Origin of the sequence: Dietzia sp. KRD202 (assembly GCF_017168155.1) — a bacterium.
In the GTDB taxonomy this organism is placed as follows: Bacteria; Actinomycetota; Actinomycetes; order Mycobacteriales; family Mycobacteriaceae; genus Dietzia; species Dietzia kunjamensis.
Window position 1 is genome coordinate 288656 of sequence record NZ_JABFAN010000019.1, and the last position, 26366, is coordinate 315021.

The 26366-nt window shown below is 70.4% G+C and carries 20 protein-coding genes and 1 pseudogene; 12 read left to right on the forward strand and 9 right to left on the reverse strand.

Features of this window, described 5'->3' with window-relative positions; genetic code table 11:
• Positions 1-42 precede the first annotated feature (42 nt).
• The 3 genes from J1M64_RS17050 to pgi all read right to left on the reverse strand — a co-directional run bounded on the left by J1M64_RS17050 (position 43) and on the right by pgi (position 4334).
• Entirely contained in the window at positions 43-1698 is a 1656-nt protein-coding gene (locus J1M64_RS17050) for an HNH endonuclease signature motif containing protein (protein ID WP_241261666.1), read from the reverse strand.
• Between the two features lie 282 nt (positions 1699-1980).
• Positions 1981-2571, reverse strand: coding sequence for a dihydrofolate reductase family protein (locus J1M64_RS17055; protein WP_206475035.1), 591 nt, complete (start codon positions 2569-2571; stop codon positions 1981-1983).
• Positions 2572-2675: 104 nt separating this feature from the next.
• The gene (gene pgi, locus J1M64_RS17060) at positions 2676-4334 is read right to left on the reverse strand and encodes a glucose-6-phosphate isomerase (RefSeq protein WP_206474914.1); all 1659 of its coding nucleotides are present in this window, start codon (positions 4332-4334) and stop codon (positions 2676-2678) included.
• 51 nt (positions 4335-4385) lie between these two features.
• Between pgi and J1M64_RS17065 the strand changes: the two genes are divergently transcribed.
• Positions 4386-5057 (forward strand): DUF5701 family protein, encoded by a 672-nt coding sequence (locus J1M64_RS17065; protein ID WP_206474915.1) that lies wholly within the window; start codon positions 4386-4388, stop codon positions 5055-5057.
• 24 nt (positions 5058-5081) lie between these two features.
• Here the strand turns inward: J1M64_RS17065 and J1M64_RS17070 are convergent, their stop codons facing one another.
• Positions 5082-5363, reverse strand: a complete 282-nt coding sequence (locus J1M64_RS17070) for a chorismate mutase (RefSeq protein ID WP_069388780.1) — start codon at positions 5361-5363, stop codon at positions 5082-5084.
• A gap of 46 nt (positions 5364-5409) precedes the next feature.
• Between J1M64_RS17070 and J1M64_RS17075 the strand changes: the two genes are divergently transcribed.
• Both J1M64_RS17075 and J1M64_RS17080 read left to right on the forward strand, forming a co-directional pair.
• Positions 5410-6846 (forward strand): sodium:alanine symporter family protein, encoded by a 1437-nt coding sequence (locus J1M64_RS17075; RefSeq protein WP_206474916.1) that lies wholly within the window; start codon positions 5410-5412, stop codon positions 6844-6846.
• Between the two features lie 39 nt (positions 6847-6885).
• A pseudogene (locus J1M64_RS17080) lies at positions 6886-9382 on the forward strand (UvrD-helicase domain-containing protein).
• Between the two features lie 72 nt (positions 9383-9454).
• Here J1M64_RS17080 and J1M64_RS17085 read toward each other — a convergent pair.
• Positions 9455-10306: a M23 family metallopeptidase gene (locus J1M64_RS17085; RefSeq protein WP_307872474.1), complete on the reverse strand. Its 852-nt coding sequence runs from the start codon at positions 10304-10306 to the stop codon at positions 9455-9457.
• A 318-nt stretch (positions 10307-10624) separates the two neighbouring features.
• Here J1M64_RS17085 and sucC point away from each other — a divergent pair, with 318 nt between their 5' ends.
• The 6 genes from sucC to J1M64_RS17115 all read left to right on the forward strand — a co-directional run bounded on the left by sucC (position 10625) and on the right by J1M64_RS17115 (position 17495).
• Positions 10625-11791 carry an ADP-forming succinate--CoA ligase subunit beta gene (sucC, locus tag J1M64_RS17090; protein WP_067717323.1) on the forward strand — a complete coding sequence of 389 codons (1167 nt, stop codon included), beginning with the start codon at positions 10625-10627 and terminating at the stop codon, positions 11789-11791.
• A 22-nt stretch (positions 11792-11813) separates the two neighbouring features.
• Positions 11814-12716 (forward strand): succinate--CoA ligase subunit alpha, encoded by a 903-nt coding sequence (sucD, locus tag J1M64_RS17095; protein WP_067717326.1) that lies wholly within the window; start codon positions 11814-11816, stop codon positions 12714-12716.
• A 127-nt stretch (positions 12717-12843) separates the two neighbouring features.
• On the forward strand, positions 12844-14529 hold the full coding sequence (locus J1M64_RS17100) for a DUF6350 family protein (protein WP_206474917.1): 1686 nt from the start codon (positions 12844-12846) through the stop codon (positions 14527-14529).
• Between the two features lie 163 nt (positions 14530-14692).
• The gene (gene purN / locus J1M64_RS17105) at positions 14693-15274 is read left to right on the forward strand and encodes a phosphoribosylglycinamide formyltransferase (RefSeq protein ID WP_206475037.1); all 582 of its coding nucleotides are present in this window, start codon (positions 14693-14695) and stop codon (positions 15272-15274) included.
• The gene (gene purH, locus J1M64_RS17110) at positions 15271-16839 is read left to right on the forward strand and encodes a bifunctional phosphoribosylaminoimidazolecarboxamide formyltransferase/IMP cyclohydrolase (RefSeq protein WP_206474918.1); all 1569 of its coding nucleotides are present in this window, start codon (positions 15271-15273) and stop codon (positions 16837-16839) included. The genes purN and purH overlap by 4 nt, the downstream gene beginning before the upstream one ends.
• Before the next feature lie 26 nt (positions 16840-16865).
• A complete protein-coding gene (locus J1M64_RS17115) occupies positions 16866-17495 on the forward strand; it encodes a TetR/AcrR family transcriptional regulator (RefSeq protein WP_206474919.1) in 630 nt (209 codons plus the stop codon).
• 97 nt (positions 17496-17592) lie between these two features.
• Here the strand turns inward: J1M64_RS17115 and J1M64_RS17120 are convergent, their stop codons facing one another.
• Positions 17593-21186 (reverse strand): indolepyruvate ferredoxin oxidoreductase family protein, encoded by a 3594-nt coding sequence (locus J1M64_RS17120; RefSeq protein WP_206474920.1) that lies wholly within the window; start codon positions 21184-21186, stop codon positions 17593-17595.
• A 167-nt stretch (positions 21187-21353) separates the two neighbouring features.
• On the opposite strand from J1M64_RS17120, the gene J1M64_RS17125 reads away from it, so the two are divergent.
• Positions 21354-21821, forward strand: coding sequence for an Lrp/AsnC family transcriptional regulator (locus tag J1M64_RS17125; RefSeq protein ID WP_206474921.1), 468 nt, complete (start codon positions 21354-21356; stop codon positions 21819-21821).
• A 3-nt stretch (positions 21822-21824) separates the two neighbouring features.
• Here the strand turns inward: J1M64_RS17125 and J1M64_RS17130 are convergent, their stop codons facing one another.
• Both J1M64_RS17130 and J1M64_RS20470 read right to left on the reverse strand, forming a co-directional pair.
• Positions 21825-22871, reverse strand: coding sequence for an amidase (locus J1M64_RS17130; protein ID WP_274601550.1), 1047 nt, complete (start codon positions 22869-22871; stop codon positions 21825-21827).
• A 5-nt stretch (positions 22872-22876) separates the two neighbouring features.
• Positions 22877-23296, reverse strand: coding sequence for an amidase family protein (locus J1M64_RS20470; protein ID WP_307872475.1), 420 nt, complete (start codon positions 23294-23296; stop codon positions 22877-22879).
• A 141-nt stretch (positions 23297-23437) separates the two neighbouring features.
• On the opposite strand from J1M64_RS20470, the gene J1M64_RS17135 reads away from it, so the two are divergent.
• A complete protein-coding gene (locus J1M64_RS17135; RefSeq protein ID WP_096907090.1) occupies positions 23438-24115 on the forward strand; it encodes a hypothetical protein in 678 nt (225 codons plus the stop codon).
• A gap of 28 nt (positions 24116-24143) precedes the next feature.
• Here J1M64_RS17135 and J1M64_RS17140 read toward each other — a convergent pair whose 3' ends face one another.
• Complete coding sequence (locus tag J1M64_RS17140; protein ID WP_206474922.1) at positions 24144-24434, reverse strand: DUF1540 domain-containing protein; 291 nt, start codon at positions 24432-24434, stop codon at positions 24144-24146.
• A 356-nt stretch (positions 24435-24790) separates the two neighbouring features.
• On the opposite strand from J1M64_RS17140, the gene J1M64_RS17145 reads away from it, so the two are divergent.
• On the forward strand, positions 24791-26365 hold the full coding sequence (locus J1M64_RS17145; RefSeq protein ID WP_120283972.1) for a carboxyl transferase domain-containing protein: 1575 nt from the start codon (positions 24791-24793) through the stop codon (positions 26363-26365).
• The last annotated feature ends 1 nt before the right edge of the window (position 26366 follow it).

Genomic DNA, 26366 nt, shown 5'->3' on the forward strand with positions numbered 1-26366 from the left:
CCACTGGTGGCCCCACCCGGGCCCCGACGAGGGCCGCGCCGGTCATGCCCGGCGCGGCCCTCGTGGTGTCAGAAGGGTGGTGGGTCGATGAGTTCGTCGAGGCGTTCGTGGAGTAGGGCGCGGATGCCTTGCCTTCTCGGGCGCGGCTTTCTCGGGCGTGGTGTCGGTGGCCGCGGCGGTGGTGGAGCTGGCCGCGCCGGTGCTGGAGCTGGAGGCGCCCGTGCCGGGCGCGGGTGGGGTGGGGTCAAAGGTGCGGGCGCGTTCGGCGTTGCGGCGTTCGGTGCGGTGGCGTTCGGCGCGGCGCGACCAGAACGTCGGCTCGGCGTCGGCCTGCTCGTCACCGGTGGGCCCGGGGCTGCGGCGTTGCTGCCGGGTCCACGCCTCGGTCTCGGCGCGCGCCTGTTCACGCCGGTACTCGGCCAGCGGGCCGGAGGGTCGGGTGAGCATGGTGGTGCCGTCCGGGGTGCGCACAATCAGGGTGCCGTCGGGCTGTAGGTCGTAGATCCAGTCGGAGAAGGTCTTGAACCGGTGGTGCCGGCGGCACATTGCGGCCAGGTTTGCCTCGATGGTGTGTCCGCCCCGCTGGGGGTCGGCGTGATCAAACGGCACCACATGGTCCAGATCACAGGCCTCGGCCGGGATCGCGCAGCCGGGGTGGCGGCAGGTGCCGTCCCGCAGCCGGATCCGGCGGGCCAACTGGGCACTGGGCCGGTATTTCAGGGCGGCGCGGGCGTCATCGGCGGCGCCGATGTGGGGATCGATGGGCTCGAAGGTGGCGCCGTCGCTGGTGGCGAGCATGTCGAGCAGGGCCTGCAGGGCGGCCTGGCCGGTGCGGGTGAACTCCACCCGGGCGCCGCCAGCGTCGCGGGCGTGGTTGCCGGTGGCGATGACGGTGACCTTCGGCCGCAACGCCACCCCACCGGTCCCGCCGGGGCGGGCCGCGGTGCCGGCCGTGGCGGCGTCGCCGCACACCAGAGACATCAGGGCGTCGGCGCGACGCTCGGCGATCGAGTAATCCTCGACCTCGCCAGAGCCGCCGGTGCCGGTGTTGGTGTCGGTGTCGGTGTCGGGGTTGGCGGTGTCGGCTTGGGTGTCGGCGTACTTGTGGTCTTTCACGCGCTGGTCGAGGGCCTCGGCCAGGACGGCGGCTTCCTCGGTGGCCAGGATCGCCGAGACACTGGACATGCCGTCGACGCCCTTGTGGAACCGCACCCCGCGGGTGCGGGCCGCTTCCTGACGGCGCAAGCGGATGCCGTTCGCGTCGTAGCGGGCGATGATCGCATCGACGTTGCCGCGGATGGCTTTCTCACCCAACCGCACCCCGCCCTCGATCGCGGCGAGATACTCCTCGACGACCTGCCGCTGCACCGCCTCGAGCACATCGACGTGGACGGTGGCCATCTGCGAGGCCAGGATATTCGCGGCCTGCAGATCCAGCCGCCCCTGCGCCATCGCGGACAGGATCGCCGGATACCGCAGGTGCAGATCGAGGGCGAAGGTGATCATCCGTTCGGCCCGGCCCGTCGAGATCGCCATCGCCGACACCACGTACCCGGCCGCGACATCGATCGGATCGAGCACCGCATGCCCGGGCCGACACTCGCCGCCGCCCGCACCGGACTCCTCCCGGCGCTGGCATTCGACAAACAACTCGTAACAGGCCACGAACCGGCGCGCCGCCGCACGATTCTCGCCCATCCACCCCTCCCGCGCCGCCGCCCGCAACCCCGACAGCGACACGGGCGCCGCGGAACCGGAGCCGCCACCAAACGAGGGCGAGCCACCGGACGGGGATGGGGACGGGCCACCGGCCGCGGTGTCTGCGTTTCCGCCCATGTGCTCCACCCCCTGACCGTCTGGCTACCTGGTGTCGAATCTGTGTTCTATGATACGCACATACATTCGAACAAGCAAGGGTTTTCCTCCAGCGCACCGGGGGAGCACCGGAGGAGCACAGGAGACGCGCTGGGGGTCGAGCAGCTAGGCCGAATCGCGCGGTTCCGGGCCGACGACGTCGAAGAGCATGGCGGTGAACTGCCCGTCGGTGTCGAGTTGACGACGGTGGAGGCGGAGCCGACGGGGGAGCAGGGGGCGGCCGTAGCCGAGGACCACCGCGCACTGGTGGATCCACACCCGGTCGAGCAGGCCGAGATCGGCGAACTGGCCGGCGAGGTCGCCTCCACCGACCACCCAGACGTCCCGCCCTGCCGCGGCCTCGACGAGGCGGGGGTGCAGGTCGGCGATATCGCCGGCGAAGTATTCCACGCCGTCGACGGGGTCGAGGTCCCGGTGGGTGACGACCCAGGTGGGCTGGGAGTACGGCCAGACGAACGGCTGGCCGTCCTTGGTGAGATCCCGGCGGACCCACTCGAAGGTGTTCGCACCGCAGACGATCGAGCCGACGCCGGCGAAGAACCGGTCGAAGTGGAGCTCGGGCACCGACTCGTCATCGGCCCCGGCAGTCGACCCCGGCGCGGCGCCTCCGGGAGTGGCGAACAGCCAGGAGAGGCTTTCGTCGTCGTCGGCGATGTACCCGTCGAGGCTCGTCGCGGTGCAGTAGATCGTGGCCATGCTCAAGAATCGCACGGTGGCGCGCCCCGCGCGAGGGGGACGGCGCACCCCGCTGAGCGGGCCGGGCGCACGAGCCGGCGCGGGAGACGGCGCCGGTGCGGGCGTCAGCGCCGGCCGCGTGCCTCGCGGTAGATCTCGACCAGGGAGTCCGTGGAGGAATCGAAGGTGGGGCCCGGGTGGGTGTCGGCGGTGAGGGCGCCCAGCAACTCGCCGGCCTGGGCCTTGCCCAGCTCGACGCCCCACTGGTCGAACGCGTTGATGCCGAGGATCGCGGCCTGGGTGAACACGATGTGTTCGTACAGGGCGATGAGCTGGCCGAGGACGCCCGGCGAGAGCGACGGCGCGAGGATCGTGGTGGACGGCCGGTTCCCGGGCATGACCTTGTGCGGCGCGAGGGTCGGGTCGACGCCGTCGGCGAGGACCTCCTCTTCGGTCTTGCCGAACGCCAGGACCCGCGACTGCGCGAACAGGTTGGCCATGAGCAGGTCGTGCATGGACACCGCGTCCGACCCGTCGGTGGGGTGGGCGTCCAGGTCCGTGCCCGGGCGGGCGATCCCGATGAAATCGACGGGAACCAGCTGGGTGCCCTGGTGGAGGAGCTGGAAGAACGCGTGCTGGCCGTTGGTGCCGGGCTCGCCCCAGTAGACCTCGCCGGTGGGGTAGGTGACATCGGAGCCGTCGAGCCGGACCGACTTGCCGAGCGACTCCATGGTCAGCTGCTGCAGGTAGGCCGGGAACCGTCGGAGGTCCTGGGCGTAGGGGATCACGGCCTTGGACTGCGACCCGAGGAAGCACGTGTACCAGATCCCCAGCAGCGCCATGAGGACCGGTGCGTTGTGCTCGGGCGCCTCGGTGGCGAAGTGCTCGTCCATCGTGTGGAAGCCCTCGAGCAGTTCGATGAACGCCGGTGGCCCCACCGTGATCATCACCGACAGCCCGATGGCGGAGGAGACGGAATATCGTCCACCGACCCAGTCCCAGAACTCGAACATCTTGTCCGCCGCGATGCCGAAGTCGGCGACCTTCTCGGCGGCGGTGGAGACGGCGACGAAGTGCGAGGCGATCGCGTCGTCGGAGCCCAGGGCCTCCACGAAGTGGCGGCGCGCCGCGTGCGCGTTGGCCATGGTCTCCTGGGTGGTGAACGTCTTGGACGCCACCACCACCAGGGTCGTTGCCGGGTTGATCTCCGCGAGCGTGGCCGAGAGGTCGGCGGGGTCGACGTTGGAGACGTACCTGGCGCTGATGCCGGCCGTCCGGAACTGCCGCAGGGCGCTGTCGACCATCACCGGGCCAAGGTCGGAGCCCCCGATGCCGATGTTGAGCACCGTGTCGATCCGCTCGCCCGTGTGTCCGGTCCACTCGCCGGAGCGGACGCGGTCGGAGAAGTCGGCCATGCGTGTGAGTACCGCGTGGACGTCGGCCACCACGTTCCGGTCGTCGACGACGAGTTCGGCATCGGGCGGAAGACGCAGCGCAGTGTGGAGAACCGCGCGATCCTCGGTCGTGTTGATGCGGTCGCCCCGGAACATCGCGGCCCGCTGCGCCGGCAGCCGGGCGGCGTGGGCGAGTTCGAGCAGGGCGGACAGGATCTCGTCGGTGACCAGATGTTTGGACAGGTCCACGTGCAGATCGCCCGCGGTGACCGACATCCGGCGGCCGCGGTCCGGGTCGGCGTCGAACAGCTCCCGCAGAGACACCTCGCCGATCGACGGAACCAGGTTCTCCACCGCTGTCCACTGCTTCGTCGTGCTGATGTCGGTCATGGCTTCGAGGCTAACCGGGAATAACGGCGGGCCGCGGGCCGTTCCGGCGATGTGACCCCCGTAGTTCCTCCCGACGCCCCCATCGCCCGCCAGGCCGAGCGACTCATCGAGCTCGGCGTGCCCGAGCTCGCCGGAATCACGGCCGACCAACTGCGGGCCCACGCCCGCGCCCTGCCTGCCGGACCCGGTGACAGCGAAGGCGGTGGCGGGTCCGTGCTGGCCGTCCACCCGTCCCTGGTGCCCACCGCGCGACTGGCCACCCTCATGCGCCGCGACGGTAAGGCGGGCTTCGTCGTCGTCGACATGACCGACCTGGCCGAGTTCGTGCCCACCGACGGCGTCCACGTCCCGGACGCCCCGTTGTACCTGGTGGGGGACGTGACACGCGACGACGACATGCTGGACTGGACGCCCACCGACGCCCACACCGAGATGGACGCCCGGGGTCGTACCCCGCTCACCGTCTCCGAGGGGATCAGCTGGCTGCTTCAGCGCCCCGACCTACTGGAGCCCGGGAAGTGCTTCATGTGCATCGGCTCACGCAAACCCAAGAAGGGCGGCGGGCTGGACTCGCGGACGCCCGCACTGTGGATCAGTGGCGGGACCGGCCGCGATGGCAAAGCGAACAAGGGCGCACCCAAGGTGGGGTGGTGCTGGGCGAACAATCACCACACCTGGCTGGGCTTCGCGTCCACGGCGGGCAGGGTCGGGCCGGAGGAGTAGCCGGGGCCCTGGTTGTCAGTACAGCTAGTAGCCCAGGCGGCCCCGGCCGAGACGCAGGAGCATGCCGGCGAGGGTCTGCCCTTCCTCGCCGAGTGAGGAGAACCGCTCGTAGACCTTGAGCTCCCGGGTGTGGACGAGTTTCGTGCCGCCGGACTTCATCCGTGTGCGGCCGATGCGCTTGGAGATCTCGCTGCGGCGGACGATCGCGTCGAGGATCTCGGCGTCCAGGCGGTCGATCTCCAATCGCAGTTCCTGGATTTCGGACTCTGACAGCGGGTCGTCGGTGCCGGCGGGATCGATGCTCATGACCGAATTATCCCACTGCGCCCCGAACCGGACGAATGACCGTCTAATGTTTCCGCCCGTGGAAGATATCAACACGTTTCTCGCCGACATCGGATCGGTGATCTGGGGGCCGTTCGTCCTCATCCCGTTGCTGCTGGGCACCGGCCTGTTCCTGACGATCCGGCTGCGGATGCTGCAGTTCCGCAAGCTGGTCCCCGCCCTGCGGCTGGGGCTGCTCAAACGGAAGGACGACGGCGGCGAGGGTGACATCTCGCAGTACCAGGCGTTGACCACCGCCCTGGCCGCGACCGTCGGTGTGGGCAACATCGTCGGTGTCGCCACGGCCATCGCGCTGGGCGGACCGGGTGCCCTCTTCTGGATGTGGATCACCGCGCTCGTCGGCATGGCGTCCAAGTACTCCGAGGCGTTCCTCGGTGTGCGCTTCCGCGTCACCGACGCCCGCGGCGAGCAGTCCGGCGGCCCGCAGTACTACCTGCACCGGGGGTTCGCGGAACTCTTCGGGCGCACCGGCGGCAGGATCGGCCTCGTCCTGTCCATCGTGTTCGCAGTGTTCGCCGTCCTGGCCAGCTTCGGCATCGGCAACATGACGCAGGGCAACGCGGTGGCCACCCAGTTGGACAACTCGTTCGGCGTCCCGCACGTCACCACCGGCATCGTGATGTTCGTCCTCACCGGCGCGGTCCTCCTCGGCGGAATCAAGGCGATCGGCCGCGTCACCGCCGGGTTCGTGCCGCTGATGATCGTGCTCTACCTCGTCGGCGGGACCGTCGTGCTCGCGGTCAACGCCGGCCAGATCCCGTCGGCATTCGGTCAGATCTTCTCGGATGCCTTCACCGGCACCTCGGCGGTCGGCGGCTTCGTCGGCTCGGCGATCCTCTACGCCATCCAGATGGGTGTCGCCCGCGGCATCTTCTCCAACGAGTCCGGTATGGGATCCGCAGCCATCGCGGCGGCGGCCGCCAAGACCACGCACCCCACCCGGCAGGGCCTGGTGTCGATGACCCAGACGTTCATCGACACCATCATCGTCGTGACGTTCACCGGTCTGGTGCTGGTGACCACGGGTGTGTGGCAGGAGGGCAGCGACAGCGCCGGGACGATGACCGCAGACGCCTTCGGCTCCGCGATCCCCGAGGGCGACAAGCTGGTCGCGGTGTCCATCGCGTTCTTCGCCTTCTCCACCATCCTCGGTTGGTCGTACTACGGCGAGCGCTGTATGGAGCGGCTCGTGGGCGCGCGCGGCGTCATCCCGTACCGCATGGTGTTCACCTGTGTGGTGTTCGTGGGGGCGGTCACCGAGCTCGAGGTGGTGTGGAACTTCGCCGACGTCATGAACGGCCTCATGGCCATCCCCAACCTCATCGGCCTCCTGGTCCTCTCCGGCCTCATCGTCCGTGAGACGCGCCACTACCTGGACAACGACCCCGGTCTGACCGCCACGGCGTCCCAGGTGAAGGAGTTCACGGGGGCCGGTCAACGCTGAGCCCGGGGTGTCGGACCGAGTGGGTAGATTGGACCCACGATGACCGACACCGCACACGCTTCCGCCCGACCGACCACGCCCCACTCGCCCCTCCTGGACGGGCTCAACCCACAGCAGGCCGCCGCGGTCACACACCGCGGCGGCCCGTTGTTGATCGTGGCCGGCGCGGGCTCGGGCAAGACCAGCGTGCTCACGCGGCGGATCGCGTACCTGCTGGCCGAGGGTGGCGCGCACCCGGGGCAGATCCTGGCCATCACGTTCACCAACAAGGCCGCCGCCGAGATGCGCGAGAGGGTCGCCACACTGGTCGGCCCGCACGCCGAGCGGATGTGGGTGGCGACGTTCCACTCGATCTGTGTGCGGATCCTGCGCGCGCAGTCCGCGCTCCTGGGGACGCGGAACTCCAATTTCACGATCTACGACTCGGACGACTCCCGGCGGCTGCTCGGGATGATCGCCAAGGAGCAACAGCTCGAGGTCAAGAAGTTCACCCCCCGGATGCTGGCCACCGCGATCTCCAACCACAAGAACGAGCTGCGCGAGCCGTCGGAGGCGATGGACCGGGCGCTCGAGGATTCGGACCGGACCGGGCAGACCGTGGCGGCCGTCTTCACCGAGTACCAGTCGCGTCTGCAGGCGGCCAACGCCTTCGACTTCGACGACCTGATCGGGGAGACCGTCGGGCTGCTCCGGGCGCACCCGCAGGTCGCGGCGTACTACCGGCGCCGGTTCCGGCACGTGATGGTGGACGAGTACCAGGACACCAACCACGCGCAGTATGTCCTGGTCCGGACGTTGGTCGGCGGGGTGGCGGGGGACGACGACGAGGTGGGCGTCCCCCCGGCGGAACTCTGCGTGGTCGGTGACGCCGACCAGTCGATCTACGCGTTCCGCGGGGCCACGATCAGGAACATCGAGGACTTCGAACACGACTACCCGGACGCGCGGTCCATCCTGCTCGAGCAGAACTACCGCTCCACGCAGACCATCCTGTCGGCCGCCAACGCCGTCATCTCCCGGAACCCGGGACGGCGCGAGAAGAGCCTGTGGACGGACGAGGGCGCCGGCGAGCTGCTGGTGGGCTACGTGGCGGACAACGAGCACGACGAGGCGCGGTTCATCGCCGGGGAGATCGACCGGTTGATCGACTCCGGTGACGCGTCCTACTCGGACGTGGCCGTGTTCTACCGCACCAACAACTCCTCGCGCGTCATCGAGGACGTGTTCGTCCGCCTGGGCCTGCCCTACAAGGTGGTCGGCGGCACCCGGTTCTACGAGCGCAAGGAGGTGCGCGACGTGGTCGCCTACCTCAAGGTGCTCAGCAATCCGGACGACACCGTGGCGCTGCGGCGCATCCTCAACACCCCGAAGCGGGGGATCGGGGACCGCGCCGAGGCGTGCGTGGTGGTCCACGCCGAGCAGCGGGCCATCGGCTTCGGCGAGGCGCTGCGTGACGCGGCCGCCGGGAAGGTCGCGCTGCTGCCCACCCGGTCTGTCAAGGCGATCGCCGGATTCGTCACCCTGCTCGACGAGCTGCGCGGACGGCTGGACGGCGGCGACCACGCCGGAGGCGAAGGGTCGGCCCCCGACGTCGGCGCGCACGTCGAGGCGGTGCTCGAGCGGACCGGCTACCGGGCCGAGCTCGAGGCCTCGAACGACCCGCAGGACGCCGCCCGTCTGGACAACCTCAACGAGCTCGTGGGCGTGGGTCGCGAGTTCTCCTCCGAGGCGGCTCTGCAACGTTCCGCGCGCGAACAGGGCTTCGGGGAGGAATCGGCGGGGGACGCCGCGGGGGCGGTCGCCGACCAGGCGGATGTGGTGGACGCGCAACTCGACGAGGGGATCGCCGAGCCCGGGTCGCTGGCCGCGTTCCTCGAACGGGTGTCGCTCGTCGCGGACGCCGACCAGATCCCGGCGGAGGACCAGGGGCAGGTCACACTCATGACCCTGCACACGGCCAAGGGGCTCGAGTTCCCCGTCGTGTTCCTGGTGGGCATGGAGGACGGGCTCTTCCCGCACATGCGGGCGCTCGGTGACCCGGCGGAACTGTCCGAGGAGCGGCGGCTCGCCTACGTGGGCATCACCCGCGCCCGGAAGCGGCTGTACCTGACCCGCGCCATGATGCGCTCGTCGTGGGGTCAGCCCATGACCAACCCGGGGTCCCGCTTCCTCGAGGAGATCCCGTCGGAGGCGATCGAGTGGCAGCGCGAGGAGCCTGCGGGAGGCGGCGGATTCGGCGACGACTCCGGGTTCGCGCCCCGGCGCCGGTTCGGCGGGGGCGGGGCACATGGGCGCCGGCGGGGGCGGCGGGTTCGGTTCCGGCGGCGGCAGGTCCTCCGGGATCCCGAGGTCCACGTCATCGGCGCCCGTCCTCGAGCTGGTTCCGGGCGATCGCGTCACCCATGACAAGTACGGGCTCGGGAAGGTCCTGTCATGCGACGGGGCCGGGATGCGGGCCACCGCGACGATCGACTTCGGGGCGTCCGGCAAGGTCCGGCTCATGCTCATCGGGGGAGTCCCCATGCAGAAGCTCTAGGAGTCCGGGCTCGATTCTGTGCGCGGAGATCGCGTGCGTATCGAGGGAAGACAGGTGGGGCCCGCCCCCGGGTCAGCTCCCCAGCGAGGCTGAGCCCGTGCTTCCGGGGCCGGCGAGGGCGATCCCGTTCTGGGCCAGCCAGGCCACGGGATCGACCCGCTGCGTGCCGTCGACCAGCACTTCGAAGTGCAGGTGGGTCCCGGTAGAGAATCCCCGATTGCCCATGCCGGCGACCTTCTGACCGGCGACCACGCGTGCGCCCTTGGTCACGTCGACCGTCTCCATGTGGCCGTAGACGGTAATGGTGCCGTCGTCAGCCATGATCCGCACCCAGTTTCCGAAGCCCTGAGCGGGACCCGCGTCGATCACCAAGCCGTCAGTGGCCGCGAGAATGGGGGTGCCCATTGAATTGGCGACGTCGATGCCTCCGTGCAACGCTCCCCAGCGCGAGCCGAAATCCGAGGTGAGCGTACCCACTGTGGGTGCTGCGAATCTCGGACGCCGGGCCTGCTCCTCGGCGATCTCACGCTGAGTGTTGATCTCGGTGCCCGCGTACAGCATCGTCGAGCTGATGTCATCGGTGGACGAGCCGTCGGCAGCGGCCGGCACGACGACCGGCGCCGGGGCCGAGGGCGTCGCCGGCGCCGAGGTCGACGGTGCACTGGGCGCGGAGGTGGCGGGGGCGGGCTCCCCGTTGGCGAGCAGGGCGATGTCCCCGGCCTCGGCCGAGTGGGTGCTCGTGTCGCTCATGGCGGAGCCGGCCGAAGCCGCGGTCACCGCGGCGCCGGCCGCGACGGCCAGGACGGCTGCGCGACCGCGCAGTGCGTGCGGCGGCGCGGGCATCCGGTGACGGCCGACCCGGTGCGCACCGGCAGGGGGGATGACGACGGGAGTCGCGGCTTCCTCGAATTGCGACTTCTGCACCGTGTCGTTTCCCCTCTGCGTTCGCGCCGTGATCTTTTCGTGATGAACGTCGTCCAACGTAACGGATCGGCAACGGTGCCGCAAGGTTGTCGGCGGCGCGTGAGGGAGGGGTGCGTCACACCGGTGTGACTCGTGGTGCCCGAGGGGCTCCGGGGTGCCCATGTGTGGGGTGTGACGGTTCGGACTGCCGTCCGGTGTGATCCACTACACACAGCTACCCCCAGTGTGCGACGGGGGACACACCACGCGCCTAGGATGAGGCAGGACTCGGCTTTCAACAGGGCCGGGCGAATCTACCCACGTCAAGATGGTGAGCTGATGGATCTCTTTGAATACCAGGCAAAGGCTCTTTTCGCGAAGCATGACGTGCCCACCACCCCGGGGCGCGTCGCGGACACCGCGGAAGAGGCCGAGAAGGTTGCGGCCGAGATCGGCAAGCCTGTCGTCGTCAAGGCGCAGGTCAAGGTCGGTGGCCGTGGCAAGGCCGGCGGCGTGAAGCTGGCGGAGGATGCCAAGGAGGCCCGCGCCCGGGCCGAGGACATCCTGGGCCTGGACATCAAGGGCCACATCGTCAAGAACCTGCTGGTCGCCGAGGCCAGCGACATCGCGGAGGAGTACTACATCTCCTTCCTGGTCGATCGGTCGAACCGCAACTACCTGGCCATGTGCTCGGTCGAGGGCGGCGTCGAGATCGAGCAGGTCGCCGAGGAGTCCCCGGACCGCCTCGCCCGGATCAACATCGACCCCACGGTCGGTGTCGACGAGGCCAAGGCCCGCGAGATCGCGAAAGCCGGCCACCTGCCGGAGGAGGTGCTGGACGCCGCTGCGGTGACCATCGCCAAGCTGTACGACGTCTTCATCAAGGAGGACGCCACGCTGGTCGAGGTGAACCCGCTCGTCCGTACGCCGAATGACGAGATCCTCGCCCTCGACGGCAAGGTCACCCTGGACGAGAACGCCGAGTTCCGTCACAAGGAGACCTTCGCCGACTTCGCCGACGCGGGCACCACGGATCCGCTCGAGCAGAAGGCCGCGGAGAACGACCTCAACTACGTCAAGCTGGACGGACAGGTCGGCATCATCGGCAACGGCGCCGGTCTGGTCATGTCGACCCTCGACGTCGTCGCCTACGCGGGCGAGAACCACGGCGGCGTCAAGCCCGCCAACTTCCTCGACATCGGCGGCGGTGCCTCTGCCGAGGTCATGGCCAACGGTCTCGACGTCATCCTCAATGACGAGCAGGTCAAGAGCGTGTTCGTCAACGTCTTCGGCGGCATCACCGCGTGTGACGCGGTCGCGAACGGCATCGTCAAGGCCCTGGAGATCCTGGGCGACGAGGCCAACAAGCCCCTCGTGGTCCGGCTCGACGGCAACAACGTCGAGGAGGGTCGCAAGATCCTCGCCGAGGCGAACCACCCGCTCGTGACCCTGGCCGACAACATGGACTCCGGCGCCGACAAGGCCGCCGAGCTGGCCGCCAAGTAAGAAGCTAAAGGACCTTACACACATGTCGATTTTCCTCAACAAGGACAACAAGGTCATCGTCCAGGGCATCACCGGCGGCGAGGGCAGCAAGCACACCGCCCGCATGCTCGCGGCCGGTACCCAGATCGTCGGCGGCGTCAACGCCCGCAAGGCCGGCACGACGGTGTCCCACAAGGACGCCGACGGTAACGACGTCGAGCTGCCCGTGTTCGGTTCCGTGAAGGAGGCCATGGAGGCCACCGGCGCCGACACGACGATTCTGTTCGTCCCGCCGCCGTTCACCAAGGACGCGATCATCGAGGCCGTGGACGCGGAGATCGGGCTCGCCGTGGTCATCACCGAGGGCGCCCCGGTGCTGGACACCGCCACCGCGTGGAACTACAACGTCGCCAAGGGCGGCAAGACCCGCATCATCGGCCCCAACTGCCCGGGCATCATCACGCCGGGCGAGTCGCTGGTCGGTATCACCCCGGCCAACATCGCGGGCAAGGGGCCGGTCGGTCTGGTGTCCAAGTCGGGCACCCTGACCTACCAGATGATGTACGAGCTGGCCGACTACGGTTTCTCGACCGCCATCGGCATCGGTGGCGACCCGATCGTCGGCACCACGCACATCGACTGCATCGAGGCCTTCGAGAACGACCCGGAGACCAAGGTCATCGTCATGATCGGCGAGATCGGCGGCGACGCCGAGGAGCGTGCGGCCGATTACATCAAGGCCAACGTCACCAAGCCGGTCGTCGGCTACGTGGCCGGCTTCACCGCACCCGAGGGCAAGACGATGGGCCACGCCGGCGCCATCGTCTCCGGCTCCGCGGGTACCGCGCAGGCCAAGAAGGAGGCCCTGGAGGCCGCGGGCGTCAAGGTCGGCAAGACGCCGTCCGAGACCGCGCAGCTGGCCAAGGATCTTCTCGACGCCATGTGATACGCCCGCGGTGGCCCTCCCGGCCACCGCGAGTGAGCAGGCCCCAGCGACCCCCGTCATCCCCGGATGGCGGGGGTCGCGGCGTGCCGGGGGTGCCCCGCGCCGGCGGGTATCTACGGTTGTCAGAGTGAGTCCCCCACGCGTCATCCGGCCCGCTGCGAGACGGTCGCCCGCGGGTGCCCGCTCGTTGTTGTGGACGGCGGCCGCCGCGGCGCTGCCCGTCATCGTCTCCGTACTGGTGCTGGCGGCGCTCACCCTGGCGGTTCTGCTGTTCACCGCCGACGGATTCGACTCGCTGTTCGCGGTGGTCGCGGTGGAGTGGCTGGTGGTCAACCGGGTGCCGCTGACCGTGGACCGGGTCGAGCTGGGGTTCCTGCCGTTGTTGCCCGCGCTGATCTATGTGGCGGTCCTGGCCCGGCAGACCCGTGCGGTGCTGGCGGACGTCGAGCAGCCGGGCCCGCGCGAGGCGGGTGCGGCGATGGCCGGTGTGACGCTGGCGGGTCTGCTGTTGACCGGTCTGGCGACGCTCCTGGTGGGGTCCGCGGCCTCGGATTTCGCTGTGCGCGAGTCGGCCCTGTCGACGGCGTTGCTGTGGACCGCAGGTGTGGGGATCGTGGGTTCGGGGCTGGGGGTGTGGCTGTACTTCCGCCGCGACCTGCGCGAGATCCTTCCGCTGTGGGTGCGCGGGGGGATCCACCTGGGCGCCGCGTTCGTCGCCGCGACGTGGGCCGTCGCGACACTGCTGGTGCTGGTCGGACTGGTGATGGCGTGGGAGCCGGTGGGGTCGGTCCTGGAGATCGGCAAGGGCGTCGTGGGCGCGGCCGCGCTCGCGGGCATCTCGGTGGCGTACCTGCCCAATGTGGTGATGACGGGGGCCGCGCTCATGGTCGGCGGGGAGGCGCACCTGGGCGAGGCCTCGTACAGCGTGTTCGCGGTGTCCCGGGGGCCGATGCCTGAGGTGCCGTTGGCGGCCGTCCTGCCCACCACCAACCCGCACTGGGTCGTGCAGGGCCTGTTGCTCGTGACGGTGTTCGTGGCGGCCGGGCTCGCGAGGTCGGTCGCGCACTGGTTCCGCACGACGGGCGACGCCGTCAAGGCGACGTGGCTGGCCGCGGGGATCGTGGCCCTGGTGATCGCGGTGAGCCCGGTCATCGCGGGCGGTCGGCTGGGGATGCTGGGCATGGTCGGGACGGGCTCGCTCATCGCGGCGTCGATGGCCCTGGTGCTGTTCGGCATCATCGGGTCGGCGACGATCGTCTTGTCGTTGGCGGGCCTGACTCGGCGCCGCGAGCGGGCCGAGAGCGAACTCGAGCGGCGTCGTCGCCGCGCCGGGACCGCCCCGGTGGTCGAGGACCCGGTCGAGGACCCGGCGGAGTATCCGGTCGAGGACCCGATCGGGAGCGGGGTGGGCGAGGTCGGCGAGGCCAGCACGTCCGGTGTCGAGGACGCTGGTGTCGAGGACGCCGGGGTCGACAGCGCCGGGGTCGACGACGAGGTCGCCGCTTCCGACACCGCCGCGGAAGCCGAGGTGGACGCGCAGCCAGACCTCGACCCGGCTGCCGACGAGGACGCCACGGTTGCCGGGGGTCCGCCATCACCGGCGGTGGTCGAGGACCCACGGCCGGCGGAGGAGCAGCCCGCGGAGGGTCAGCCCGCCGAGGATCAGTTCGAGGAGGTCCGGCTCGACGAGGGCGAGCCCGAGGACACCCGGCGTGGGGACAGGGTCGCCGACGATGCCGAACCCGGCGATGCACAGTCCGACTCCGACGATCCGACCGGTCTGCCTGCCGAGGGCAGAGGGGCGGCCGACTAGACTCCCAGCCGTGGCCCGCGCTCCCGGTGGGTCTGAGGATCGACGGGTAGGAGAGCCGGACGTGGTCGGTAGCGAGACCCCCAGCGCCTCTTCGCCCAGCGCCGGTTCCGCCAGCGCCGGTGCCCCCGATGCCGACCCCGCCGGTGCCCGCCGCGTCGTCCTGATGGCGTCCGGTTCCGGGACCCTCGCGCAGAGCGTGCTCGACGCCGCCGACGCCCCCGGCTGCCCGTACCGCATCGTCGCGCTGGTCTCCGACCGCGACTGCGAGGCCGTCGCCAGGGCCGACCGCGCCGACCTCCCGACGGCCGTCGTCCGGCCCGGCGACCACGCCGACCGCGCCGACTGGGACCGCGCCCTCACCGACGTGGTGAGCGGGTTCGATCCCGACTGGGTGGTCTCGGCGGGCTTCATGCGCATCCTCGGCGCCGCGTTCCTCGAACGGTTCGACGGTCGCGTGCTCAACACCCACCCGGCGTTGCTGCCGTCGTTCCCCGGCGCCCATGCGGTGCGCGACGCGCTCGCCTACGGGGTGACCGTCACCGGCAGTACCGTCCACCTGGTCGACGCCGGCGTGGACACCGGACCCGTGATCGCCCAGCGTGTCGTCGACGTCCACCCGGACGACACCGAGGCCACCCTCCATGAACGCATCAAAGTCGTCGAGCGCGAGATGCTCGTCGACGTCCTCGCGGCCGCCGCCCGTGGCCGACTCCACATCGAAGGTCGAAAGGTGCACCTAACGTGACCGATTCCCGCAGGCCCGTCCGCCGCGCACTCATCAGCGTCTACGACAAGACCGGGCTCACCGAGCTCGCCCGGGGGCTCGCCGACGCCGGGGTCGAGATCGTCTCCACCGGCTCGACCGCGCAGCGTATCGCCGACGCCGGGGTCGCCGTGACGCCCGTCGACGCGCTGACCGGGTTCCCGGAATGCCTCGAAGGCCGCGTCAAGACCCTGCACCCGCGGGTTCACGCCGGCATCCTCGCCGACACCCGCAAGCCCGAGCACCTCGAGCAGATCGCCGACCTCGGTGTGCACCCGTTCGAGCTCGTCGTCGTCAACCTCTATCCCTTCACCGACACCGTCGCCTCCGGCGCCGATTACGACGCCTGCGTCGAGCAGATCGACATCGGCGGACCGTCGATGGTCCGCGCGGCCGCGAAGAACCACCCGTCGGTGGCTGTGCTCGTCGACCCCGCCGGATACGGCGAGGCGCTCGAGGCCGTCGCGGCCGGTGGCTTCACCCTCGAGAAGCGCCGCAGCCTGGCCGCCGCCGCGTTCCGCCACACCGGGGCCTACGACGTCGCCGTGGCCACGTGGATGACCGCACAGACCGCGGAGCCGACCGATGAGGGCGCGGAGGCGTTCCCGGTGTGGCAGGGGCAGAGCCTCGACCTCGCCGCCACCCTGCGCTACGGCGAGAACCCGCACCAGAGCGCCGCCCTCTACACCGACGCTGCCGCCGCGCCCGGCCTCGCCCAGGCCACCCAGGTGCACGGCAAGGAGATGAGCTACAACAACTACGTCGACGGCGACGCCGCGTGGCGCTCCGCCTTCGACCACGCCGAGCCGTGCGTCGCGATCATCAAGCACGCCAACCCGTGCGGCATCGCGATCGACGCCGACATCGCGGCCGCCCACCGCGCCGCGCACGAGTGCGACCCCGTCAGCGCGTTCGGTGGCGTGATCGCCGCCAACCGCGAGGTCACGGTGGAGATGGCCGAGCAGGTCGCCGAGATCTTCACCGAGGTGATCATCGCCCCGTCCTACGCGGACGGTGCCGTGGAGATCCTGCAGCGCAAGAAGAACATCCGCATCCTCTCCGCGCAGACGCCCGCCGAGGGCGAGTTCGAGCGCAAGCAGATCTCCGGCGGCGTGCTGGTCCAGCAGCGTGACTCGCTCGACGCCGACGGTGACGTGGTCGCCGGCTGGACCAAGGCGTGCGGCGACGACGCCGACGAGCAGACCCTGCGCGACCTGCTGTTCGCGTGGCGCGCGTGCCGTGCGGTCAAGTCCAACGCCATCCTGCTCGCGCAGTCCGGCGCCACCGTGGGCGTGGGCATGGGCCAGGTCAACCGCGTCGACTCCGCCCGGCTCGCCGTGCAGCGCGCGGGGGAGCGGGTCACCGGGTCGGTCGCCGCGTCGGACGCGTTCTTCCCCTTCGCGGACGGGCTCGAGGTGCTCGCCGAGGCGGGCGTGCGCGCGGTGGTCCAGCCCGGCGGCTCCGTCCGCGACGCCGAGGTGATCGAGGCCGCGGAGAAGGCGGGGATCACCATGTACTTCACCGGCGCCCGGCACTTCTTCCACTGAGACGGCACGTCCGAGATGGCACTGACATGACCGGGACCGGGGCCGCGGGCAGCGGGGTGGGCGAGCAGCAGGACGCCGCGGCCCCGCTGACCCCGCGCGCCCGGGCCAAGGCACGGCGCCGCGACGAGATCCTCGTGGCCGCCGCCCGCCTCATGGCCCGGCGCGGGTTCCACGCCGTGCGGCTGGACGACATCGGCGCCGAGGTCGGGATCTCCGGGCCCGGCATGTACCGGTACTTCACCTCCAAGGAGGACGTACTGGCCGAGATGCTGCTCGACATCTCCCGTCGCCTGCGGGACGGTGGGCGGGCGGCGGTCGAGCGGGCCGGCGAGCCGGCGGACGTGCTCGATGCCCTGCTCGGGGTGCACGTGGACTTCGTCGCCACGGAGCCCGATCTCATCAGCGTGCAGTTCCGTGACCTCGGTTCCCTGCCGGCCGCTCCCCGGCACGAGGTGCGCACCCTGCAGCGGGAATACGCGCAGTTGTGGGTGGACGCCCTGGTGCGGGTGCGTCCCGAGCTCTCGTCGATCGAGGCGCGGGCCCACGTCCACGCTGTGTTCGGGCTCCTCAACTCCAGCCCCCGGCTGCCGGCCATGGGCGAGGCCGACCTTCGGCGCGTGCTCACGGCGATGGCCTCGGCCGCGCTGCGGTCCTGAGCGCCTGCCCGGGTGCCGATCTGCCCCTCGGTTCGCTCGTGATCGGCATGCGCCGGTCAGTCTGAGGGTTCCTCTCGTCGTCTCGGGGGTTCGCCGATCAGGTGAGGGTGGACCGGAGGCGGGCCATCTCCTCCCGGTAGCGCTCGACGTTCGCGAGCTTGACGTGCTCGTAACCGCGGACCATGTCCGGCAGCTCCGCAAGCGCCACCGCGGTCGCCCACCAGGTGGCGTCCTTGCCCACCGGGCCCGCGCGCCGCAACTCCGAGGCCAGGTCGGCGACGAGGTCGCGGTACCCGGCCAGCAGCTCACGCTCGACGCGGCGGACCTCCGCGTAGCCGAAGAGGTCCATCCGCGTGCCGCGCAGTCGCTTCATCCGGGCCAACGCCTTCATCGCCGGCATGGCCCGCGGGCCGATCGAGATCTTCTTCTTCATTCCCATCGCGCGCAGCGCCGGAGGATGCAATTTCAGTCTGGCCACCGCCCCCTCGCCCCAGTCCTCGTCGAGCTGCGCCGCGAACTGTGGATCCACGGCCAGGCGGGCGACCTCGTACTCGTCCTTGTAGGCCATCACCTTGAACAGGTTGCGGGCCACGGCGAGGCTGAGCTGCTCGGGGACGCCGGCCTCGGCGGCACGGACCTCCTCCACGCGCCGGACGTAGTCGAGCGCGTACGCCTCGTCCTGGTAGCCGATCAGTTCGTCGACCCGGAGTGCGATCACGTCGCGGAGCTCGTCGGAGGCGTCGGCGTCGAGGTGGGTCAGCAGTCGCTCCGCCGCGGGGGAGGGCACGTGCCGGCCCGCCGCGACCGTTCCGGCCGGGCGGTGCAACCCGGCCGCCAACGCCGCCAGCGCGTTCGGCTCGGCGACCGCCTGCCGGCCGCGACGGAAGGCCTGCAGGTTCGCGTCGACGGACACCCCGTTGAGCTCGATCGCCCGCTCGATCGACCGGGCCGAGATCGGCAGGGCACCGCTCTGGTACGCGGCCCCGACCATGAGCATGTTGGCGGTCTGGGTGGACCCGAAGAGTTGCTGGGTGAGCGCCCCCGGGTCGAGGTACAGCCCGCGCGAGGTGGTCGGGTCGATGATCGCCTGGATGTCCGAGGTGGTCGGGTAGTGCTCGGAGGTGTCGATCACCATCTTCCCGGTGGGGATCTGGGTGGTGGACACCACCGCGGTGGTGCGATCGGGAGCGGCCACCTTCAGGTGGGTGCTGTCCGCACCGACCAGGCCGTCACAGCACAGGTACAGATCGCAGTCGCCGGCCCCGATCTTCGGGGGCTGTTCGGTCGGCGTGCGGGTGACGCGGACGTCGGAGACCACCGCGCCGCCCTTCTGGGCGAGCCCGGTCATGTCCAGGGTGCGCGCCGAGTGGCCGTCGAGGACGGCCGCGGTGGCGAGGATCGCCGAGACGGTGACGATGCCGGTGCCGCCGATCCCGGTCAGCCGCAGGGAGAAACCGCGGTCGGGCTCGACCCCGGCGCGGACCGGTTCCGGGATCGCGTCGGCCGCCAGGGCAGGCGCGGACGCCACCCGCCGCGACTTCTCACCGGGGACGACGGTGACGAACGAGGGGCAGTCACCCTCCAGGCACGAGAAGTCGAAGTTGCAGGTGGACTGGTCGATCTGCGTCTTCCGGCCGAACTCGGTCTCCACCGGATGGACCGACAGGCAGTTGGACTTCCGGCCGCAGTCCCCGCATCCCTCGCAGATGCGCTCGTTGATCACCACCCGCTCGTCCGGGGTGGGGTAGGTGCCACGCTTGCGGTGGCGGCGCTTCTCGGCCGCGCAGTACTGGTCGTGCACGAGAACCGTGACCCCCGGGACGGCCGCGAGTTCCCGCTGTACCTCGAGGGTGTCCACCCGGTCGCGGACCTCAACGCCCCTCGGCAGGCCCCGGGACCGGGTCGCCTTGACGTCGTCGGTGGTGACGACGATCCTGGCGACCTTCTCGGCCTGCAGGAGCCGGAGGATCTCGGGCAGGGTCATCTCACCGACCGGGTCCTGACCGCCGGTCATCGCCACGGTCCCGTTGTAGAGGAGCTTGTAGGTGATGTTGTCGCCGGAGGCCACGGCGGCCCGGAGCGCCAGGGAGGCCGAGTGCATGAAGGTGCCGTCGCCGACGTTCTGGACCATGTGCCGTTCGGTGAGGAACGGCGCCATCCCGGTCCACTGGATCCCCTCGCCGCCCATCTGGGTGACTCCGGTGACGTGGCCGACCTGCTCCTCGTCCATCATGAGCACCATCGCGTGACAGCCGATGCCCCCGCCGACGAGCGTGCCGTCGGCGACCTTGGTCGAGCTGTTGTGGGGGCATCCCGAGCAGAAGTACGGGGTGCGGCTCGTGGCGAGCGGCAGTGCGATCCGGGAGCGTCCGCGTCCCGGGCCGTCGAGCCAGGCCCGAGCCGATTCGATTCCGTGGACCGGGCCGAGACGCTGCGCCAGGCCGCGGGTGACGGAATCGACGTCGAGCTCGCCGAACCGGCTGAACAGGGTGGACCCGTCCTCGTGTGCCTTGCCGACCACGTTCGCCACCCCTGGCTTGCGGAACTGGATGTCCCGGATCATGGTCTCGATGAAGTCGCGCTTCTCCTCCACCACGATCACCTCGTCGAGACCGGACATGAACTCGTCGAGAATCGTGCGTTCCAGGGGGTAGATCAGGCCCAGCTTGAGGATGCGGATCCCGCGGCGGCCCAGCTCGTCGTCGCCGATTCCCAGGCGCCGCAGCGACTCGCGGACGTCCAGGTAGGTCTTCCCGGCGGCGACGACGCCGATCCGGTCGTCGGGGGTCGACTGCACGATCCGGTTGAGTCGGTTGAGGCGGGCGTACTCCAGCGCACGGGGGAGGCGGATGGTGAGCTGGTTCTGCTCGAGCTCCATGAGGCTGGCCCCCAGGAGCCGACCGGACGGCACGTGCGGGCTCGTCCCGAGGTCGCCGTACACGGGCAGGATCCGGTCGGGATCGACGAGGGCGGTCGCCGAGGCGTCCGCGACGTGCGCCGAGATCTTCATCGCGGACCACAGCCCGGAGACCCGGGACAGGATCGCCGCGTGGACGCCGAAGTCCAGGACGTCCTGCGGGTCCGCGGGGTAGAGCGTGGGCATGTACAGGTCCGCGAGTGCCAACTCGGACGCGCACGGCACGGTGGAGGACTTGGCGCCGGGATCGTCGCCGACCAGCACCACCGCGCCGCCGTTCGGATCGGTACCGATCAGGTTGGCGTGGCGCAACGCGTCGGTGGCTCGGTCCAGGCCGGGCGCCTTGCCGTACCAGTACCCCACGACCCCCTGGAGGGCGGCGCCGCCGGTGTTGGCGGTGGCGCGCAGGGTGCCCGTGCGCCGGGCGAGCTGGGACCCCATCACCGCGGTGGCGCCCGCCTCCTCGTTGAGGGCGGGACGGTGCACGATGTCGAACGGGTCGAGGAACTCACGACGCCTGGCCAGTTCGAGGTCGTACCCCGCGAGCGGCGACCCCTCGTATCCGCTGACCAGGCTCGCGGAGAGCAGATTCTGCCTGCGGTCGAGCCGCGCCCGGTCGCGGACCGTCCGGACCAGTGCCTGGATCCCGGTGAGGAAGACCGTGCCGCTCTCGCGCGTATAGCGATCGGAGAGGGAGAACGATCCGGCGTCCGCCTGCCCGGTCCGCGGCAGGTCGTCATGCGCGCCGTCCGTGGGGTGGAGGAGAGAGGTCATGATCAACACCTGGCCTTCGCGATACGAACGATGTACCCCCAGGCTAGGACGAACTGTGAGGCGCGTCACGCGGCCATTCGAAGACCGGTCACTCTGTACATTCGGAGGGCTTAGAACGGGCGCTGGCTGGACCAGCTGTCCACCTCGTCGTCGTATACCGTGGACACATGGACCCATCACCCAACCTGGACGACACCGACCGGCGGCTCCTCGACATCGTCCTGTCCGACCCGCGCGTCGGGGTCCGCGAGTTCTCGCGACGACTCGGGGTGGCCAGGGGCACCGCCCAGGCCCGGCTCGACAAACTGGAGGCGCGCGGCGTGCTCGCCTCCTGGGCGCCGAGGCTCGACCCCGCCGCCCTCGGGTACCCGCTGGGCGCGCTCGTCCACATCCAGGTGGCGCAGGCCAGGCTCGACGAGACGTGCGCGGGGCTGGCGCAGGTGCGCGAGGTGCTCGAGGTGGTGAGCATCGCCGGCGAGTTCGACGTCGTCTGCCGGGTCGTCGCACGGGACCACGCCCACCTCGAGGAGGTGTTCAGCGCAATCATCTCCACGCCCAGCGTCCTGCGCACCCGCACCGAGGTGATCCTGCGTCAGCGGGTCGGGCCGCGGGTCACCCAACTGCTGGGGGAGTGAGCCTCACTCCCAGATCCGGGCGAACGGATGGGCGGCCTCGTACTCCGAGGCCAGCTCGAGCAGGAGTCGGTCCTGCCCCCTACGGGCGGAGAAGTGCACGCCGACGGGCATCCCGTCCGGCGCGTGACCGGTGGGCAGAGAGACGGCCGGGGACCCCGCGATGTTCTGCAGCGGGGTGAAGGTGACCCAGTTGGAGACCCGCTCCAGATGCGTCTCGAACGGCAGGTCCGCGTCGAGGTACCCGACCTCCGGGGTCTCGTGGGCGACCACCGGGTTGATGTAGACGTCGAGGTCGCCGAACCTCGCGTCGAACTGCCGCCGGGTCCTGGCCAACCGCAGTAGGTGCAGGGGCAGCGAGGCGATGTTCCGTCGGGCCATCCGTGCGAGCCCGACGGTGAAGGGGTCGAGCTCGGCGGGGTCGAAATCGGGGTCGAAGAGCCTGCGCCCGGACGATGAGGTGCTCAGCGCGAGCAGCCCCCAGTAGGCGATGAAGTCGTCCCGGAACCCCGTCGGGACGGGCGCCTCGGTCGGCACCACCTCGTGGCCCAGTTCGGCCAGCCGGCCGGCGGTCTCGCGGAGGACCGCCAGGGTCGCGGCATCTGTCGCACCGCCCGCGGGGCTCTGTTCCACGAGCCCGATGCGCAGTCGTCGGGCCGGGACGGGGGCGACGGGGCCCACCGGGGGTACGCCGACCGGGAGGTGGCTCGCCTCGAACGCGGTGAGGAACGTGGCGGTGTCCCGGACGGACCGGGAGACCACCGACTGCGACACGATGGGGATCGGCATGCCCCGGGAGAATTTCTCATCGGTGTGCCTGCCCCGGCTCGGCTTGAACCCGACCAGCCCGGTCACCGCCGCGGGGATCCGGATCGACCCCCCGCCGTCGTTGGCGTGGGCGATCGGCAACGCCCCCGCGGCCACGAGGGCCGCGGAACCACCCGAGGAACCGCCACTGGTGCGGCCGGTGTTCCACGGGTTGCGGGTCACCAGGCCGCCCTGCCGTTCGGTTGCGGCGGTCCAGCCGAACGGGGGCATGGCGGTGATGCCCAACGGGATCAGGCCGGTGGCGCGGAACGCCCGCGCGTACTCGCCGTCGTGGAGGAGTCGGGGACGGCGGGGGAGCCGAGCCGCATCGGGGCGCCCTCGACCTGCACCGCGTCCTTGAAGGCCGACGGAACGCCGGCGAAAGGCGAGGACAGATGCGAGTCCGCGGTCCGGCGCGCGTGCTCGCGGGCCCTGTCGAAGTCGGTGAAGACCAGGGCGCCGAGCGCCGGGTCGACCTGCGCGCATCGTTCGATGGCGGCCTCGACGAGCTCGGTCGGAGACACCTCGCCGCCGCGGACCCGCGCCGCGAGGGCGGTGGCGTCGTCGTACCCGAGCGCGTCGTCACGGAAGGCGTGGATCCGTGTGGTGTCGGGATGGCGCCGGACAGAAGCGGTGGCATCGGCGGTGGCATCGGTTGTGGCGTCGGTCACCCCCCCACTGTAGGGCGAGGGGGTGTGAAAATCGGTGGCCCTCTTGACAGGCCCCGCACCGTCGGGCACTTTAGGGGTACCTAAGTAAGGCGAGGGTCACCTAACGCATCGGCGGGCGGGGCCGATCTCTGGAGGCAATCGATGGCAGCGCACCCGGTCGTGTCGGATCCGATCACCACCGGCGCTCGCCGCCTGCTCGACGGAGCCGGCATCGCGACGGTCGCCGTACGCGGAACCAAGAACCGTTCGGATGTCATGGTCTCCGCCGGCCATCGCTGGGTCGGGGAGGGGGCGATCATCGTCACCGGGACCCCGGCCCCCTGGTCCGCGCTGATGGTCGCCCCGGGCGAGTCGGTCGAGGTGGTCGTCATGATCGACGAGTTCGCCCCGATCGTCGAGGCCAAGGTCCACGTCGCGAGCCTGTACGGCTTCGGCGTGGCGCGTGCGGCCCGGCAGGGTGAGGGCTGGGTGGTCGAGATCGAGATCGAGCTCGGCGACCTCGACATCCGCCGACTGGGGCACGAGGGCACCGTCCACGCGGGCTGCCTGGACGCGGTCCCGTCGGATCCCCTGGCATGCGAGGCGCCCGGCCTCGCGGACGAGATCCGGGCGCGCTTCGGTTCTGACCTGGCCATGCTGGCCGGGTCCGCCGACCCGGCGCAGCCGCCGTATGTCCTGGGCGTCGATCCCGACGGCCTGCATCTGCTGACGGCGCTCGGTACCCACGCCGATGTCATCCACCTGCCGTTCCTGACCCGCGCGGAGTGCGTCAACGACGTCGTCCGTGAGATGGGTCAGTACGTGGCCCGCGCCAGCTAGCCTCCCGCGGTAGCGCGGACCGGGCCGATCAGGCCGGGCTGTAGGTGAGGCAATCGGCGGTGTCGGCGCCGGAGCCGATCTCGACGGAGTCCGCCGAGCAGAGCAGGTCCTTGTTGTGGGCGCATTCCACCCGTTGGCAGGCGCCCACGTGTGCGCTGGCGGTGGGTAGTCCGCCGCGGACGTCCAGCGAGATGAAGGTGCCGCACTCGGCGTGATCCGGGGTTCCGGCGACGGTGATGGCGCCCGCGTTGCAGCTCTCCTCGCTGTTGAACGAGCACGCCGTGACGGTGCAGGCGCTGATTCCGGTGAGTGTGGCCATGATGATCGCTCCTCGTATGGCGGTGGCGTGGTGTGCCCCAGAGTCAACACCGCACCCCCCCGGCTTGCAAGCAAGTTGAGGCTGTGCTAAGTCAGGCCAGCCTAAGCTGCCCACCTGCACGGATGGCGGGAGTGGCGGCGTCCCCCCCGGGGTTCTCGGCCGGATCGGCTGCGCGACGACCGGGAGTTGCAGTCCCCCGTCGGGTCGCCGGCCGTGCGCCTCGTCGGGTCCGCGGAGTGGGTGAGCGCGGGTCCGGGTCCCCGGTGGGTGATCCCGAATCCGGTCTGGACATTTGTGAGGCGCAGCACTATCGTCGATTTCAGTTAATCCGACTTAACTGAAAGGGAGCGGCACTGATGACTTCCGCGACCACCAATCGCCAGGCCCACGAGGAACTTCTCGCCGACCTCCGCGAGCGCCTCGAGCGGGCCGCGCTGGGCGGCGGTGAGAAGGCCCGTGCGCGCCACCTCGAGCGCGGCAAGCTGCTCGCCCGCCAGCGCGTGGACGTGCTGCTCGACCCGGGCAGCCCGTTCCTCGAGCTCTCGCCGCTCGCCGCGGAGGAGATGTACGGGGGCAAGGCCCCCGCCGCCGGCGTCGTCGCCGGGATCGGGCGGGTGTCGGGCCGCGAGTGCCTGATCATCGCCAACGACGCGACCGTCTCCGGCGGCACCTACTACCCGATGACGGTGAAGAAGCACCTGCGCGGTCAGGAGGTGGCGCTGGCCAACAACCTGCCGTGCATCTATCTCGTGGACTCCGGCGGCGCGATGCTGCTGCAGCAGGACGAGGTCTTCCCCGACCGCGACCACTTCGGCCGGATCTTCTACAACCAGGCGAACATGTCCGCCAAGGGCATCCCGCAGATCGCCGCGGTCATGGGGTCGTGCACCGCCGGTGGCGCGTACGTCCCCGCGATGAGCGACGAGGCCGTGATCGTCCGGAACCAGGGCACGATCTTCCTCGCCGGCCCGCCGCTGGTGAAGGCCGCGACGGGCGAGGAGGTCACCGCCGAGGAGCTCGGTGGCGGCGACCTGCACGCCAAGACTTCCGGTGTGGTGGACCACCTGGCCGACGACGACTACGACGCGCTGATGAAGGTCCGCCGGATCGTGGCGACCTGCCCGCCGGCGCCCGAGCCGGACTGGGAGGTGCTCGAGCCCCGCGAGCCCGTCCGCGCGCAGTCCGACCTGTACGACCTCGTCCCGGTCGACTCCCGCCAGCCCTACGACGTGCGCGACATCATCGGCACGATCGTCGACGGCGGCGAGTACACCGAGTTCAAGGAGAACTACGGCACCTCGATGGTGACCGCGTTCGCCCATATCCACGGGCACCCGGTGGGCATCATCGGCAACAACGGCGTCATCTTCTCGGAGTCCGCGCTCAAGGGCGCCCACTTCATCGAACTGTGCGACCGCCGCAAGATACCGCTGGTCTTCCTGCAGAACATCACCGGCTTCATGGTGGGCCGGCAGTACGAGGCGGGCGGCATCGCCAAGAACGGCGCCAAGATGGTCACCGCCGTGGCGTGCGCCCGGGTCCCCAAGTTCACCATCGTCGTGGGCGGGTCCTTCGGTGCCGGCAACTACTCCATGTGCGGCCGTGCGTACTCTCCGCGGTTCCTGTGGATGTGGCCCAACGCGAAGATCGCCGTGATGGGCGGGCCCCAGGCCGCCGACACCCTCGCCTCGGTCCGTGCCGCGCAGGTCACCAAGTCGGGCGGGGAGTGGACCGACGAGCAGCAGTCCGAGTTCACCGCACCGATCCGCGAGCAGTTCGAGGAGCAGTCCACCGCGTACTACTCCACGGCCCGCCTGTGGGACGACGGGATCATCGACCCCGCAGACACCCGCACTGTCCTCGGTCTGGCCCTGGCGGCCGCGGCCAACGCCCCCCTCGAGCCGGTCAACAACGGCGTCTTCAGGATGTGAG

What these genes read in the sequence shown, in the direction of transcription:
- J1M64_RS17055 (WP_206475035.1), bottom strand. Translation starts at nt 2,571, where the DNA reads ATGGCCACGATCTACTGCACCGCGACGAGCCTCGACGGGTACATCGCC.
- purN (WP_206475037.1), top strand. Translation starts at nt 14,693, where the DNA reads ATGGCGTCCGGTTCCGGGACCCTCGCGCAGAGCGTGCTCGACGCCGCC.
- J1M64_RS17145 (WP_120283972.1), top strand. Translation starts at nt 24,791, where the DNA reads ATGACTTCCGCGACCACCAATCGCCAGGCCCACGAGGAACTTCTCGCC.
- J1M64_RS17075 (WP_206474916.1), top strand. Translation starts at nt 5,410, where the DNA reads ATGTTTCCGCCCGTGGAAGATATCAACACGTTTCTCGCCGACATCGGA.
- J1M64_RS17135 (WP_096907090.1), top strand. Translation starts at nt 23,438, where the DNA reads ATGGCAGCGCACCCGGTCGTGTCGGATCCGATCACCACCGGCGCTCGC.
- J1M64_RS17050 (WP_241261666.1), bottom strand. Translation starts at nt 1,698, where the DNA reads ATGGGCGAGAATCGTGCGGCGGCGCGCCGGTTCGTGGCCTGTTACGAG.
- J1M64_RS17070 (WP_069388780.1), bottom strand. Translation starts at nt 5,363, where the DNA reads ATGAGCATCGATCCCGCCGGCACCGACGACCCGCTGTCAGAGTCCGAA.
- J1M64_RS17125 (WP_206474921.1), top strand. Translation starts at nt 21,354, where the DNA reads ATGGACCCATCACCCAACCTGGACGACACCGACCGGCGGCTCCTCGAC.
- sucC (WP_067717323.1), top strand. Translation starts at nt 10,625, where the DNA reads ATGGATCTCTTTGAATACCAGGCAAAGGCTCTTTTCGCGAAGCATGAC.
- J1M64_RS17140 (WP_206474922.1), bottom strand. Translation starts at nt 24,434, where the DNA reads ATGGCCACACTCACCGGAATCAGCGCCTGCACCGTCACGGCGTGCTCG.
- J1M64_RS17120 (WP_206474920.1), bottom strand. Translation starts at nt 21,186, where the DNA reads ATGACCTCTCTCCTCCACCCCACGGACGGCGCGCATGACGACCTGCCG.
- pgi (WP_206474914.1), bottom strand. Translation starts at nt 4,334, where the DNA reads ATGACCGACATCAGCACGACGAAGCAGTGGACAGCGGTGGAGAACCTG.
- sucD (WP_067717326.1), top strand. Translation starts at nt 11,814, where the DNA reads ATGTCGATTTTCCTCAACAAGGACAACAAGGTCATCGTCCAGGGCATC.
- J1M64_RS17115 (WP_206474919.1), top strand. Translation starts at nt 16,866, where the DNA reads ATGACCGGGACCGGGGCCGCGGGCAGCGGGGTGGGCGAGCAGCAGGAC.